Consider the following 13,879-nt stretch of genomic DNA (forward strand, 5'->3'; position numbering starts at 1 on the left):
TTGTGTAATTAATCTTATATTCGTCATCACCGGTTTAGATTTATTAATAAACTCCTTATCAAGCCATATTCCACACTACTTACGTTATTCCTTTGTGTTGTAAGTTCATTTTTATTTGGACAATCCTATTCAATACTTTATAAAGTAAGCTACCAGCCGGTTGCTGATCTCAAAGAGAGAAAAACTGAGTACATGATGTTGGAGGTCAATAATCACACAAGCCGGTTCTACAGCCTGGATCAGAAGAAACTTGATTCTATGGTGCAGGCCAATGATCCTGCGCTTTCAGACAGCTACGAAAGTCCAAATTTAAAGTTTGAGGTTTACAAAGATCTTGGGACAAAAAAATCATGGGTTTCAGCTGACTTTAATGATGTCACCTATACCTATGAAGAACCTGCGCTCACTTATGAGTTGGTGAAGACGAATATGGAAAAACAGGGAAATTATTCCATGAAACAGGCATGGACAAATGCAGGAGGTCGGGAGTGGGCTATTTTCTATACAGAGGATGTGCCCCTGTTTGTTGGGCCTTATATTTTTTCCGGCCTGCCTGGAATGGTCTTTAAAGCAATTTCAAGTGACATGGATTATGAAATATCTTTTGTCGGAATCCAAAAATACAATCAGATCAGGGAGATTAAACTACCCAAAGCCAACATTACCAAAGAAAAGTATGCGAAGCAGATTCAGGAGTTCCTAAAGAATCCTGGACATCACAGCATAATGTACAAAAATATTTGGGGCGACAGGTTCCACTATAATTTTAAAACAGCTTCGCCAGCTGTAATTAAGCAGCAGGAAGAACTGATTAAAAAGATCACTTCGAGATTTAATAACCCGTTAGATAAAGAAGTTTATCTGTTTGATATCATTGTTCCATAAATTCTATAAGTAAAATTATGGTAGAATTTCGAATTAACCTGATTTGTGCCCGCAGTTAGTTTAAGACAGGTTCCGTAAACGCTCCATACATATCAAACTTCTTGAAATACTTCTGCATATTTTCAATTCAATACCCGAAAAAAAGCCGAAATGTGGGCTTTAGTATAATCTTGAATTTTGTTGGGGGCGACGAAGCCGCCAACAAAATCTAAAAGGATTTACGCTGCAAACGGGGCTGGTAGTCTGCTTTCACTTTGTGCGCCTGTTTGTCATTCAGCAGGAATCTCTACGAATTACTTCTTCTTCGGTTTAGATTCCTCCGGAATGACAGAAGTCATAGAAATAAAGTAATGTCCGTTTCGATTGCATTTTGATCGGATTACACTCACATCCAGACAGCAGCCTCCTTGTCATTCGCTGCAATTGGGGCTGAAAGTCTGTTCTTCACTTTGTGCGCCTGTTTGTCATTCCGCAGGAATCTCCACTAATTACTCCTTGCTCAGTTTAGATTCCTCCGGAATGACAGGCCAACGCGTATAATTTACTGCTGTTAGCTAAGTCTAATTCGCCACATGAGTGCTATAGAAGATGTAGCAAATCACTTAATAGCCTCTAAAAATACTTCTGCACCTTCTCAAATTCAATATCCGAGAAATCGAAAACCGACAGATTGGCTTTGGTATAATCCTGATTTTTTGAATGTGCGCTTTGGTAAGCCGTACAGAAAATCCCCGCCGAATGCGCAGCCTCAATCCCGTTTGTTGAGTCTTCAATCACCATGCAGTGTTCTCTGGGTTCGCCGGCCATGTCAGCCGCGAGTTCAAAGATCTCCGGGTGAGGCTTGGATTCCTGAAGATCCGCACCGGAAATTTTACCGATAAAATAGGGCTCAAGCTCAAACTTTTCGAACACCCAGTTGATGGTGTTCATGTGTGCCGACGAGGCCAGTACGAGCTTAACACCGTTTTCATAATAATTCTCAATCAGGCTTTTTACGCCCGGAATCAGGTCGAAATCCGGGTCAGTATCAAAATAGTTTTTGAAATGATGTCTTTTTATCCGTGCCAGATCTTCATGGTCGGCTTCCAGCCCAAAAGTGTCAATGAGTGTGGTGCAAACCCTCTTTGTAGATGCTCCCGTAAAGGTGGTAAAGAGTTCCTCAGAAACATCAATCCCGAAATCCTCAAACATCCGGAAATAAGCTTTCCTGTGTAAAGGTTCCGTGTCCACAATAACACCGTCCATATCAAATAAAACAGCTTTTAAAGGCATTGCAATTTTTTTTGCAAAACTATTAAAATAATAGGGAACGAAGCCTACGGCATAATGTATATCCGGCAACAGTCACCATGAACGGCTGCCATTGACCGCAATTTTATTATCTTTGACATCCGAAAAAACAAATTAAAAAAGAAGACCATCAATGAGAACATACGCCGCTATTCCCGAAGAGAATGCTACTCTGGAAAACTCGAAAGTGATGCTTGTGACCGTACCTTATGACGGAACTTCAACCTGGGGCAAGGGTGCCGACAAAGGACCTGAGCTTTTCCTGGATGCTTCCGAAAATATGGAACTCTACGATATTGAAACCGGCACCGAGCCTTACCTGGAAGGGGTATATCTGGCGGGTGAGATTTCTGAAAATTCTTCTCCGGAGGCAATGACTGACGCCGTTTATCAGAAAACCAAAGAACTGATTAAGAATGATGGCAAACTGTTCACACTTTTTGGCGGCGAACATTCGGTTTCCATCGGCTCCATCCGTGCAGTGGGCGAGAAGTATGAGAATCTTACCGTTCTGCAGCTGGATGCGCATACAGATTTAAGACCTGAGTTTCACGGTTCCACCTCCAATCATGCCTGTGCGGTTTTTGAAGCTGCGCAGAAACTGAATCTGGTGCAGGTTGGGATCCGCTCCTGCGATGCTGAGGAAATGCAGTATGTACCGGAAGGTCAGTGTTTCTGGGCGCACGAGATCGCCACTAATCCCAACTGGATAGATGATGTTCTGGCCAAGGTTTCCGGTAATGTATACATCACCATTGACCTGGATGCTTTCGATCCGTCGATCGCTCCTTCCACAGGAACACCGGAACCGGGTGGCCTGCAGTGGTACCCAACTTTGGAACTGCTTAAAAAAGTGTTTGAAAAATGCAATGTGGTAGCCTTTGATATAGTAGAACTTATGGATTCGCCCATGCCAAAACCAACCGCTTTCCTAGCGGCCAAACTCTACTATAAGATGCTGGCCTATTATCACGTGAATAAATAGAAATTTCTAAAATAGTGCACCTAAAACTTTCCGGGCTCCCGGGAAGTTTTTATTTTTATACTAATTTGCGGAATGATGTTGAATCTGTTTGACGATAATTTTGATCCGGAAAAAAATCTGCTGCCACAGGACGGTACGGTACTTTATTTTGGCAAAGTACTGGATCGCGCGCAGGCAGATGAATATTATGAAAAATTGCTGACAGGAATTGTATGGAAAAATGATGAAGCCGTCATTTTTGGCAAAAAAATCTTAACCAAAAGGAAGGTTGCCTGGTATGGTGATGAGGGTTTTGAATATACCTATTCCAAATCCACAAAAACTGCATTGGCGTGGACCAATGATCTTCTGGAACTGAAAAAAATTGCGGAACAGAAAACCGGTGAAACATTTAATTCCTGCCTGCTGAACCTTTATCACAGTGGCGAAGAAGGCATGGCCTATCACAGCGACGGCGAGAAGGACCTTAAGAAAAACGGCGCGATTGCCTCCCTGACTTTGGGTGCCGAAAGGAAATTTTCATTCAAGCATAAAACCACCGGCCAGAAAGTGGAGTTGGTTCTGGAACATGGTAGTTTATTGGTAATGAAAGACCAGACCCAGAGTTTTTGGCTGCACCGTTTGCCTCCGACCAAAAAGATATCCGCCCCGCGAATCAATCTTACCTTCCGCACGATCGAAAAATAAGAAATCCCCGAATTTTCGGGGATTGCAAAGTAGTTATTAGGCTGACGTTATGCTTTCAAATAACGCGCGTAAGCATAGCCCTCCTCTCCGGACGACGTTCTGATCTTCCACCAGTCATCTGAAGACTGCTCCACAAGCGTCACAGACTCACCTTTGGAAGCCTTCCCGATGATCGCTGCCTCGGTAGATGGTTCCTGTCTGATGTTCAGGCTGGATTCTTCTGTATTTACTGTAAGGTTGGCACCGGATGCCAAGCCTGTAACCTGGACATCAAGATTGATGTCTGATGCAGAATACGTTGTATCTATGGCACCCAATGCGTTCCATACCGCATCTTTGGCAGCGGTGCTGCCTGCCGAACCCGAAACATAAAGTATACCGTCCTGTTCGCGTACCTGTAAACCGGAAATTCCCGCCGCTTGTGCTGCTGAGATTACACCGGCATATTTGTCCTGTAATGCGCTCATATTTTTTCTTATTTAACGTTATAGTTGTAATTTACCTTACCTGCCTGAAGCGCATCTACCGATTCTTTAATCTTCCTGGCCTGAGCTGGCGATACATCACCTGTAAGGGTCAGTTCTCCGTTCACAACCTCTACTTTAACAGACGGGAAATCCTTTACCGCATCCTGAACTTTCTGCTGAACTGCCGGATCCACTGCGGACACCGTTTCAACTACAGGCGCTTCAATACGGGTCATATCCATTACATCCTTAATTCCGGAAATCGCTTTCAGCTGGCTGATCATCGCGTCGCGGGAAGCTTCATCCGGGAAAGTTCCGCTCAAATGGGCCGTACCGTCCTTAACTTCTACGGTTGCACCGGGGTTGCTGGTAACCACTGTTGTTGCCTGGGTCGTAAGTTCTGCATCGGAAACTTTCTTCTTACAGGAAACTGAACCGAAAGATATAGCCAGCACCATGGCAGCCATCGCAAATGTTTTTTTCATAGTATTTTATTTAATGTTAAGAATTAATGATCTCAAATTTAGTAATACTTATCTGATTGTTGTTTCAGCTAAAGGCTAAATGTTTCTTAAATTTTAAGGTCGTAGTTCCGAACTGTTGCTTTGCTGGGTCTTGTCATGCCGGCTGAGGCGCAGGGCATTTTAATGTTTGTTAACACTCTGATGAAAAATTATATATTTGTAGCTATTATAAAAATTATATGAGTCCTACACTCCTGAGGATATTTCCTTATTTTACACTTACGTTTGCCGTACTGCTTCATGGAATTAATCTGTTAAACCCTCTTCCCCCCGACTATCTTGTTTTTGGGCACCTGCTTTTTGTGCTGGGGATGGTTACTTATGCAATACAGAGAAAAAACCTTACAACATGGATCCTGGTAAGTATTGTAATAGGTGTGATTGTGGGACGGGACTACCCCGGTGTAGCGCTTTCTCTGCAACCTCTGAGCCAGGGCTTTATCAGGCTGGTAAAAACCATTGTAGGACCTATACTCTTTGCAACCCTTGTTTATGGAATTGCAGGTCATTCCGACCTTAAGCAGGTGGGGCGAATGGCTTGGAAATCATTACTTTACTTTTATACTGCCACTACTATCGCCCTATTCATCGGTCTTGCAGCCATTAATATATCGCAGGCCGGTGTGGGAATTGACGCTTCTAAAATTCCTCACCATGATCTTCCCACTGCTTCAGCGGTTAAGGAAGCAGATCAGCGTGCTCTGGAAGCCATTCCGGAGCATAACCACTGGCTTTTCAAGACAACCGCTTTCTTTCGTGATGTATTTCCTGAGAACATCATCAAATCAATTTACGATAATCAGGTTCTTCAGATTGTTGTATTTGCGGTGATCTTCGGTATCGGACTGGCTCAGTTACCGGAACGCAAAAAAAGACCGATGGTGGATTTCGTGGACAGTCTGGCGGAAACAATGTTCAAGTACACGCACATTATCATGTATTTTGCGCCGATTGGTGTGGGTGCCGCCATGGCATACACCGTAGGACATATGGGTATTGACATCCTGAAGTATCTCTTTATGCTCCTGCTTACGCTCTACTGCGCACTGATTGCCTTCCTGCTGCTGGTACTCCTGCCTATTGCGCTCTATATGAAGGTGCCAATCAAAAAGTTTATACAGGCTATAAAGGAGCCGGTTTCCATTGCTTTCGCAACTACAAGTTCCGATGCGGCGCTGCCTGTGGTAATGCAGAATATGGAGAAATTTGGTGTTCCCCGGAAAATCGTATCCTTTGTCGTTCCCACCGGTTATTCCTTCAACCTGGACGGAACCACGCTTTACCTGTCATTAGCGTCCATATTTGTAGCGCAGGCTGCCGGGATGCATCTTTCCTTCGGTCAGCAGCTGCTCATTTGCCTTACGCTTATGATCACCAGTAAAGGTGTGGCTGCGATTCCAAGGGCTTCCTTAATTATCCTGATCGCCACTGCCGACCAATTCGGTTTGCCGGTATTCATCATAGCAGCTATACTCGGGATTGATGAACTGATGGATATGGGCCGTACCTCTGTTAATGTGATCGGAAACTGTCTTGCGTCTGTAGTCATTGCCAAATGGGAAGGTGAGTTTGACCAGCAGGCAGCACTGAACTTTGAGGAGGAGTGATGTTGATCAGCTTATCCGGCAACTTAGCATCAGTTGTTTAGCCTCACTTTCCTGCGGTCACATGACATCGGTTAGGTTGGATGGAAATCCTTATTTTTATTAAGTCTAAATTGGCGTTTATTCCGTAACTTTGCGGTTCAATATTCAGATTATATTATGTTGAAGAAAGCAAACGTTCAGGAATTCCTGAAAGAGATTGAAGTAGAAGACCTCGTGAATAACCTTCAGGTTATGGGCAATGAAGTGTATATAGATATGACCGCACACTCGCCGGCAATGCACGAAAAGAAAAAACTGGAAGTGGCTATGAAGCAGGCTTTTGCCTCTCAGTTTGGAGAGGATGTCGTGCTGAAGTTAAAGATTGTTTCACCTGACCCTACGGAAGTTCAGCAGAATCAGATCAAAGGAAAGCAGATTCCCGGAATTCAGAATATTATCGCCATTGCTTCCGGTAAAGGAGGCGTGGGTAAATCAACAGTTGCCGCTAACCTGGCAGTTACATTGGCAAACATGGGCTTCAAAGTTGGTCTTTTAGATGCGGATATTTATGGTCCATCGGTTCCAACAATGCTTGATACTGAAGGTGCAAAACCACTTTCAGTGGAGGTAGACGGTAAAAACCTGATGCAGCCTGTGGAAAATTACGGCGTAAAGATGCTGTCCATCGGATATTTTTCCGGAGCCAACCAGGCAGTGGTTTGGCGTGGGCCAATGGCTTCAAAAGCACTTAACCAAATGATCCGTGATGCCCATTGGGGCGAACTGGATTTTCTGCTGATTGACCTTCCACCGGGAACCGGAGATATCCATCTTTCCATCATCCAGGAAGTACCTGTAACAGGAGCAGTGATTGTAAGTACACCGCAGCATGTGGCTCTGGCCGACGTGCGTAAGGGTATCGCCATGTTCCAGATGGAAAGTATTAATATTCCTGTTCTCGGTTTGATAGAGAATATGGCCTATTTTACACCCGAGGAGCTTCCTGAGAACAGGTATTACATCTTCGGGAAACAGGGTGCCCAATACCTTGCAGAAGATATCGGTATTCCTGTTCTGGGAGAAATACCTCTGATTCAGAGTATACGTGAAGCGGGTGATGTGGGCCGTCCGGCCGCATTGCAGGAAAATTCTAAGATTGCAGATATCTACGTTGAAACCGCTAAAAGTATGATTGAAAGTCTGGTGGAAAGAAATAAAAGCCTTCCGCCTACAGAGGCCGTAAAGATCACAACAATGGCCGGTTGTTCACCAAAAGCAAAATAATAAGGGAGTGATGGTCTGGAGACAGCACACCACCCCGACAAAAAATATGGAAAGTAATATCGTACACGAAGCCACTGTAACCAAGGTACTTGAAGCACTGGAGAGCATACGTCCCTTCCTGAACAAGGATGGGGGAGACATAGAGCTGATTGATGTGGAAGGCAGCAAGGTGATCGTTAAACTTCAGGGAAACTGTAACGGCTGTCCTATGAGCTTTTCGACAATGAAGTTGGGTGTCGAAAATACAATTAAACAGTATGCACCCGAAATTACTGAGGTTGTAAGTGTAAATTAATGCCTCAAAATTTATCAGAAAACCCTTTCAGCCTCTGCGGCTGGAGGGGTTTTTCATTTGCACAGATCAAGGATCAACTGATATTGACACCGCTTTTACTATATTTGACTATGATTAGTATTCAAAAGAAGCACCTGCTTGCTGCCGCTGTGCTGGGAGGCCAGGTTTTTTATGCGCAGGAAATACCGCAGAAACTGGATGCAGCTACAAAAAATCTGATGGAATTGCCGGCAGCCTATTCAGCGAACCTGTCTTTTTATGTGGCTGATGAAAACGGCAAGTTCATTTATGAATATCAGGGAAATAAAGGACTGTCCACCGCTTCAACCCAGAAAATCTTTACGGCTGCAGCTGCGCTGGAAACTTTAGGTAAAAACTACACCTTTAAAACTACAGCCTCCTATTCGGGAACTGTTAGTTCCGGTAAACTTGACGGCAATCTGTTTGTAAGCTCCAACGGAGATCCAACCCTGGGTAGCTGGCGCTACGACGGTCATAAACCGGAAGATTTCCGCCGCCAGCTTATTGAGGCGCTGAAAAAACAGGGAATTAGCAGCATTGCCGGCGATTTAATCATTGATGATACTTATTTTGATTTTCAAACCGTTCCCGGTGGCTGGCCCTGGGATGATATGGGAAACTATTACGGTGCAGGCGTCTGGAGTGTAAACTGGCGCGAAAACCAGTTTGATGTAAATTTACGGAATGGCGCAATAAAAGATTTTAATATTCCCCTCCACAATGTGAAGTGGGTCAATGAGGTAAAAGTGGCCGGATCTTCAGACCAAAGTCTTATTTTCACCGCACCGCACTCCGAGGTAGCCCTGATAAACGGTACCTTACCGGCTAAAGCGATGACGGTTTCGGGAGCACTTCCCAATCCACCCATGCAGTTGGGTATGGAAATAAAATCCTGGCTCAGTGAAAGCGGAATCTCCTTCACCGGTAATGTTATAACGAACAGCAGTCAACTGATTAATGGGCTCAAAACCCAAAAGGCCCCGGAATCAAAAGTCTTTTTTACATGGCATTCGCCAACGCTTGACAAGATCGTTTACTGGTTCCTGAAAAAAAGTGTAAACCTGTACGGCGAAACCCTGGTGAAGACCATGGCAAAAGAGAAAAGAGGTGTGGGAAGCTTTGATGAGGGAGTTGATTTCATGAAGGATTTTTGGAAGAACAAAGGTATCAATGGGGCGATGATTAATTTCGCCGACGGCAGTGGCCTGTCTCCCCAGAATTACGTTTCTGCCCGGGCCGAGGTTCAGGCTTTGCTCTGGTCCCGAAAACAACCCTGGTTCAGCAGCTATTTTGATGGCTTTCCGGAGCAGAACGGTATGAAGATGAAGAGTGGCACCATCAAAAACATTAAATCCTTTGCAGGCTATCACACATCAACCAGCGGCAATAAATACGTATATTCCATTATTATCAACAATTATCAGGGTGGAAATGTAAGTGATGCCCTTTACAAAGTTTTAAACGTTTTAAAATAGAAAATTCTTGAAAAGACCTTTTCTTTCCAGGCTCAACCAGTGGTTTGTCTTTGGGTTACTCACCATAGTGACCTCGGCAATCGTGATCTCGTCCGTAATGCTGATTGATTACTTGCGTAAGGAAGAGATTAAGAGGATTGATTTATTTGCAAGCGCGATAAAATTTCAGCAAAATGTGATCGCCCCGGATCCTGAAGTTCAGGATTTACTTCTGAAGATTACAAGTTCCAACAGCACCATTCCCGTAATTATACTTGACCGTGAGAACAAACCTATGTTCCACGGAAACATTCCAGCCGATATAGAAAATGATGCCGCTGCTATAGCCGAATTAGCAAAAAACATGGGTAAAACCTATCCCCCCATCGAACTCAAGTTTCCGGACGGAAATAACCAGTTTGTTTATTATGACAATTCGCGTTTGCTCAACGATTTGCGGTGGTCACCTTATTTACTTGGTCTTTTCATATTTGCTTATCTGCTTTTCTCCTTCTGGTTTCTGCGTACGATTAAGAAAACAGATGAAGGATTCCTGTGGGCAGGCCTCGCCAAGGAAACCGCACATCAGATCGGTACTCCGCTCTCGTCAATGATTGGCTGGGTCGAAATTATGCGGATGGATAATCCCAATTCCCAGGAAGCCGCTGAGATTGAAAAAGACGTGAACCGCTTAATGACTATTTCAGAGCGCTTTTCAAAAATTGGCTCGGTTCCGGAGCTGAACGATATGAACCTTTCCGAGACCATCCAGCAGAACTATGATTATTTGAAAAAACGCATTTCCGGCAGGATTGATTTTACACTTAACCTCCCTGCGCGTCAGATTATCATTCCCCATAACCGCATTCTGCTGAGCTGGGTCATTGAAAATCTGGTTAAAAACGCTGTTGACGCGATGAAGGGACAGGGAAAGCTTGAGATTCTTGCCTATGAGCGCGGCCGCAACATCATCGTGGACTTCCGCGATACCGGTTGCGGACTCACCGCACGACAGGCTGCCAATGTTTTCAAGCCGGGATATTCAACCAAGAAGAGAGGTTGGGGGCTGGGACTTAGTCTGGCCAAGCGCGTGGTAAAGGAATACCATCGCGGGGACATCCGGATTCCGCAAACTGACCTCGGTAAGGGAACCACCTTTCGGGTAATTCTCCGTAAATAGAAATCAGTCTGTTTTTCGGTACTCCACATAATAATTTCTGTCGAAGGTAACGGGAACTGAAGAGTTCAGTTCAACCTGCTGCCATCTTTCGGTAGGTAAGATCAGCTGATTCCCGTTGATCCTTAACGGTAATTGCAGGTCTTTCACCGCATTTTCATAACGGAATTCCAGCATCTTTCCTTTCTGTCGGTAAACTAAAGCCGGTATTTTAGTGGTGCGCAGGTATTGGTCGAAAACCGTACTGAGGTCCAGGCCGGATTTTTCAGTGATATAACTCTCAATCTGCCCTGTGGTTACCGTTTGATGGTAAAAATTTTTATTTAGTCCACGCAGGATACTGCGGAACTTTACATCATCATTAATCAGTGTCCGGATGGTGTGCAGCATATTGGCACCCTTAAAATACATATCGCTGCTGCCCGTATTCCTTACGCCGTAATCACCAATTACAGGCAGGTCATTTTGAATGTTCTGTCTTGTTCCCAGCACGTACTTATCTGCCTCCTTTCGGTTCAGGAAATTTTCAGTAAAAAGCGTTTCAGAATAGGAGGTGAACGCTTCATGAATCCACATGTCCGCTTTATATTTGGCTGTAATACTATTGGCAAACCATTCATGTCCACTTTCGTGGATGATGATGAAATCCCATTTCAAACCGACTCCCGTTCCTGATAAGTCCCTGCCCAAATAACCGTTAGTGTAGCCATTTCCATAGGCCACATTACTCTGGTGTTCCATGCCCAGATACGGACTTTCCACCAGTTTAAAACTGTCTTCGTAAAAAGGGTAGGGTCCAAACCAGTACTCCAGAGCTTGCATCATGGGTTTTACCTGTGTGAACTGCTTTTTCGCTTTCGCCAGATTCTGTTGCAGAACCCAGTAATCCAGGTCCAACGGACCTTTTTCACCACTGTAGGTATCTTTGAAATTCACATAATTCCCAATATTAGGAACTATGGAATACGCATTGATAGGATTTTTCACCTCCCATGTGAAGTGTTTCTTATCACCTGCGGTTTCCGTCTTGATCAGCCGCCCGTTTCCTACACCCACCAGTTGTTTTGGGGTGATGATTTTCATCCGTACCCCGTTGTCAGGCTCATCAGCCCAGTGGTCTTTAACAGGCAGCCACACCGACGTGCCAATTCCTTCCTGAGCCACACTCATAAACGGCATACCGGCATCATCCCGGCTGAATACCCAGCCCCCGTCCCAGGGCGCATTCTGTGCTATGGTAGGACTTCCTGAATAGGAAATTTCAATCCGGTAGTTTTTGGTAGGTTCAAAAGTTCCGCCCGCGTGAATCCACAGGAAGTCTCCCTGGCGCTCCGTCTTGATGATCTTGAAATTGGATTGAAGAACCTCTGCTTTCATCGGCTGCTGAATATCAATCTGAAATATGGGGTCTTTTACCTTTTTAGTTACATCAAAATGTATAATATTACTTCCGCTGACCATCCTGCTGTCAAAATCGGCCTCTACGGTAAGTTCATACTTTTTAACATCCCAGAAATTTCTGTAGACGTTATCAGATCCCTTCAGCGAATCTGATTTGGTATATTTCTGCGCTCCCAAACCTAGGGAACACAGCATGAACAGAAAAATCGGGGTTTTCATCTGAAAGTAATTTCATCAAAAATAACAAATATAATGGTAAGGAATTCGGCCATGTTTTTGCTGCCACAGGTCACACACCATCGTTATTAAATTTGTATTTTTACCATGAAATGAAAGACGGACAACTAATCACACTCATCCGCAGCGCACAGCAAAAGGACCAGAAAGCACAGACTCACCTCATCAACCTTTTTTGGGTAGATGTTTTTTCTTTTGTGATGAAGAAAGTCAGAAATGAGATTGATGCCGATGAGATTACCGTAAATGTTTTCTCCAAGGTCCTGAATAAGCTCGATCTCTATGATCCTAATTTCCAGTTCAAGACCTGGGTTCTCACCATTGCTCAGAATACAGTGATTGATTTTTGGCGAAGAAAAAACCGTGAAAATGAAGATGCTGTAAACAGTTTCGACGAAATCCGCGACCAGTTTGCACGGTCACCCGAAGAACTTCTGATTTCCGAAGAGGAGCAGAAGCAGATTCTGGCTGTTATTGCCTCTCTGGACCTTAATTATCAGGAAATAATCCGTCTGAGGTTTTTCGAGGAAAAAAGCATTAAGGAAATCGCCGAAGAGCTGAACCTCACCATTTCAAATACAAAAGTGAGGATCATGAGGGCCAAGAAAGTACTTTCGGCTCTGCTGAAAACCAATGAGTATGAGGATTGACCAGTCAATTTCTAAATTCGTAATTTTGCACTTTATTTTTAATGATGAACGACACTGTTGTAGATACCACCATCCAAAAGCCTAAATGGATCCGCGTAAAGCTTCCTACAGGGAAAAATTACCGTGAACTCCGTAGCCTTGTCGATAAATATAAACTGAACACCATTTGCCAGAGCGGCAGCTGCCCTAATATGGGCGAGTGCTGGGGCGAAGGAACGGCCACATTCATGATTCTGGGCAATATCTGTACGCGCAGCTGCGGTTTTTGCGGCGTAAAGACCGGAAGACCGCTGGATGTAAACTGGGACGAACCAGAAAAAGTGGCCAGGTCCATTAAACTTATGAAGATCAAGCATGCAGTGCTTACTTCGGTAGACAGGGATGACCTTAAGGATATGGGCTCCATACTATGGGCCGAAACAGTGAATGCCGTTCGCCGGATTTCTCCGGGTACCACGATGGAAACGCTTATTCCGGATTTTCAGGGAATTACAAAGCATATTGACCGCCTGGTAGAAGTGGCGCCGGAAGTGATTTCACACAATATGGAAACTGTGAAACGGCTTACCCGCGAGGTGCGGATACAGGCAAAATACGAGAGAAGTCTGGAAGTACTTCGTTATCTGAAGGAAGCCGGGCAAAACCGGACCAAAACAGGTCTGATGCTGGGCCTGGGTGAAGAACGTGATGAGGTTTTCCGGACAATCGAAGACATCAGAAACTCCAATGTGGATGTCATTACAATCGGCCAGTACCTGCAGCCAACTAAAAAACACCTGCCGGTTAAAAAGTTCGTGACACCTGAAGAGTTTGCAGAATTTGGTGATTTTGCCAGAAGTCTGGGCTTCAGACATGTAGAGAGTTCACCTTTGGTCAGGAGTTCCTACCATGCCGAAAAGCATATTCATTAAGGAGGAAAAAATAATGGGCTGCAGA

14 protein-coding genes are annotated in these 13,879 nt (G+C 44.4%); 10 read left to right on the forward strand and 4 right to left on the reverse strand.

The window, feature by feature from the left end; all coding sequences use genetic code 11:
* Positions 1 to 57 precede the first annotated feature (57 nt).
* On the forward strand, positions 58 to 885 hold the full coding sequence (locus F7R58_RS04365; RefSeq protein ID WP_262714091.1) for a GLPGLI family protein: 828 nt from the start codon (positions 58 to 60) through the stop codon (positions 883 to 885).
* A gap of 612 nt (positions 886 to 1,497) precedes the next feature.
* On the opposite strand, the gene F7R58_RS04370 is transcribed toward F7R58_RS04365, so the two are convergent.
* Positions 1,498 to 2,157: an HAD family hydrolase gene (locus F7R58_RS04370; protein ID WP_158063726.1), complete on the reverse strand. Its 660-nt coding sequence runs from the start codon at positions 2,155 to 2,157 to the stop codon at positions 1,498 to 1,500.
* A 151-nt stretch (positions 2,158 to 2,308) separates the two neighbouring features.
* Between F7R58_RS04370 and speB the strand changes: the two genes are divergently transcribed.
* Both speB and F7R58_RS04380 read left to right on the forward strand, forming a co-directional pair.
* Positions 2,309 to 3,160: an agmatinase gene (speB, locus tag F7R58_RS04375; RefSeq protein WP_158063727.1), complete on the forward strand. Its 852-nt coding sequence runs from the start codon at positions 2,309 to 2,311 to the stop codon at positions 3,158 to 3,160.
* A gap of 75 nt (positions 3,161 to 3,235) precedes the next feature.
* Positions 3,236 to 3,847 carry an alpha-ketoglutarate-dependent dioxygenase AlkB family protein gene (locus tag F7R58_RS04380; RefSeq protein ID WP_229723865.1) on the forward strand — a complete coding sequence of 204 codons (612 nt, stop codon included), beginning with the start codon at positions 3,236 to 3,238 and terminating at the stop codon, positions 3,845 to 3,847.
* 47 nt (positions 3,848 to 3,894) lie between these two features.
* Here F7R58_RS04380 and F7R58_RS04385 read toward each other — a convergent pair whose 3' ends face one another.
* Together F7R58_RS04385 and F7R58_RS04390 are read right to left on the reverse strand one after the other, a co-directional pair.
* Positions 3,895 to 4,314 (reverse strand): SH3 domain-containing protein, encoded by a 420-nt coding sequence (locus F7R58_RS04385; protein ID WP_158063728.1) that lies wholly within the window; start codon positions 4,312 to 4,314, stop codon positions 3,895 to 3,897.
* An 8-nt stretch (positions 4,315 to 4,322) separates the two neighbouring features.
* Positions 4,323 to 4,799, reverse strand: coding sequence for a BON domain-containing protein (locus F7R58_RS04390; RefSeq protein WP_158063729.1), 477 nt, complete (start codon positions 4,797 to 4,799; stop codon positions 4,323 to 4,325).
* 218 nt (positions 4,800 to 5,017) lie between these two features.
* Here F7R58_RS04390 and F7R58_RS04395 point away from each other — a divergent pair, with 218 nt between their 5' ends.
* The 5 genes from F7R58_RS04395 (at position 5,018) to F7R58_RS04415 (ending at position 10,658) form a co-directional block, all read left to right on the forward strand.
* Complete coding sequence (locus tag F7R58_RS04395) at positions 5,018 to 6,445, forward strand: dicarboxylate/amino acid:cation symporter (protein ID WP_158063730.1); 1,428 nt, start codon at positions 5,018 to 5,020, stop codon at positions 6,443 to 6,445.
* A 156-nt stretch (positions 6,446 to 6,601) separates the two neighbouring features.
* Positions 6,602 to 7,708, forward strand: a complete 1,107-nt coding sequence (locus tag F7R58_RS04400) for an Mrp/NBP35 family ATP-binding protein (protein ID WP_158063731.1) — start codon at positions 6,602 to 6,604, stop codon at positions 7,706 to 7,708.
* 46 nt (positions 7,709 to 7,754) lie between these two features.
* Entirely contained in the window at positions 7,755 to 8,003 is a 249-nt protein-coding gene (locus F7R58_RS04405; protein WP_158063732.1) for a NifU family protein, read from the forward strand.
* Positions 8,004 to 8,113: 110 nt separating this feature from the next.
* Positions 8,114 to 9,499, forward strand: coding sequence for a D-alanyl-D-alanine carboxypeptidase/D-alanyl-D-alanine-endopeptidase (gene dacB, locus F7R58_RS04410; protein WP_158063733.1), 1,386 nt, complete (start codon positions 8,114 to 8,116; stop codon positions 9,497 to 9,499).
* A 7-nt stretch (positions 9,500 to 9,506) separates the two neighbouring features.
* Positions 9,507 to 10,658 (forward strand): sensor histidine kinase, encoded by a 1,152-nt coding sequence (locus F7R58_RS04415; RefSeq protein WP_158063734.1) that lies wholly within the window; start codon positions 9,507 to 9,509, stop codon positions 10,656 to 10,658.
* 3 nt (positions 10,659 to 10,661) lie between these two features.
* On the opposite strand, the gene F7R58_RS04420 is transcribed toward F7R58_RS04415, so the two are convergent.
* A complete protein-coding gene (locus F7R58_RS04420) occupies positions 10,662 to 12,275 on the reverse strand; it encodes a M1 family metallopeptidase (RefSeq protein WP_158063735.1) in 1,614 nt (537 codons plus the stop codon).
* 110 nt (positions 12,276 to 12,385) lie between these two features.
* On the opposite strand from F7R58_RS04420, the gene F7R58_RS04425 reads away from it, so the two are divergent.
* Positions 12,386 to 12,943 (forward strand): RNA polymerase sigma factor, encoded by a 558-nt coding sequence (locus tag F7R58_RS04425; protein ID WP_158063736.1) that lies wholly within the window; start codon positions 12,386 to 12,388, stop codon positions 12,941 to 12,943.
* A 44-nt stretch (positions 12,944 to 12,987) separates the two neighbouring features.
* Positions 12,988 to 13,854 carry a lipoyl synthase gene (gene lipA, locus F7R58_RS04430; protein WP_158065389.1) on the forward strand — a complete coding sequence of 289 codons (867 nt, stop codon included), beginning with the start codon at positions 12,988 to 12,990 and terminating at the stop codon, positions 13,852 to 13,854.
* Positions 13,855 to 13,879 lie beyond the last annotated feature (25 nt).

Source organism: Chryseobacterium sp., from assembly GCF_008831505.1.
Lineage (GTDB): Bacteria > Bacteroidota > Bacteroidia > Flavobacteriales > Weeksellaceae > Marnyiella.

Excerpts from the sequence above, each read along its gene's own strand:
- lipA (WP_158065389.1), top strand. The coding sequence starts at position 12,988 with ATGAACGACACTGTTGTAGATACCACCATCCAAAAGCCTAAATGGATC.
- F7R58_RS04425 (WP_158063736.1), top strand. The coding sequence starts at position 12,386 with ATGAAAGACGGACAACTAATCACACTCATCCGCAGCGCACAGCAAAAG.
- F7R58_RS04405 (WP_158063732.1), top strand. The coding sequence starts at position 7,755 with ATGGAAAGTAATATCGTACACGAAGCCACTGTAACCAAGGTACTTGAA.
- F7R58_RS04400 (WP_158063731.1), top strand. The coding sequence starts at position 6,602 with ATGTTGAAGAAAGCAAACGTTCAGGAATTCCTGAAAGAGATTGAAGTA.
- F7R58_RS04385 (WP_158063728.1), bottom strand. The coding sequence starts at position 4,314 with ATGAGCGCATTACAGGACAAATATGCCGGTGTAATCTCAGCAGCACAA.
- speB (WP_158063727.1), top strand. The coding sequence starts at position 2,309 with ATGAGAACATACGCCGCTATTCCCGAAGAGAATGCTACTCTGGAAAAC.
- F7R58_RS04395 (WP_158063730.1), top strand. The coding sequence starts at position 5,018 with ATGAGTCCTACACTCCTGAGGATATTTCCTTATTTTACACTTACGTTT.
- F7R58_RS04420 (WP_158063735.1), bottom strand. The coding sequence starts at position 12,275 with ATGAAAACCCCGATTTTTCTGTTCATGCTGTGTTCCCTAGGTTTGGGA.
- F7R58_RS04370 (WP_158063726.1), bottom strand. The coding sequence starts at position 2,157 with ATGCCTTTAAAAGCTGTTTTATTTGATATGGACGGTGTTATTGTGGAC.
- F7R58_RS04390 (WP_158063729.1), bottom strand. The coding sequence starts at position 4,799 with ATGAAAAAAACATTTGCGATGGCTGCCATGGTGCTGGCTATATCTTTC.
- dacB (WP_158063733.1), top strand. The coding sequence starts at position 8,114 with ATGATTAGTATTCAAAAGAAGCACCTGCTTGCTGCCGCTGTGCTGGGA.
- F7R58_RS04380 (WP_229723865.1), top strand. The coding sequence starts at position 3,236 with ATGTTGAATCTGTTTGACGATAATTTTGATCCGGAAAAAAATCTGCTG.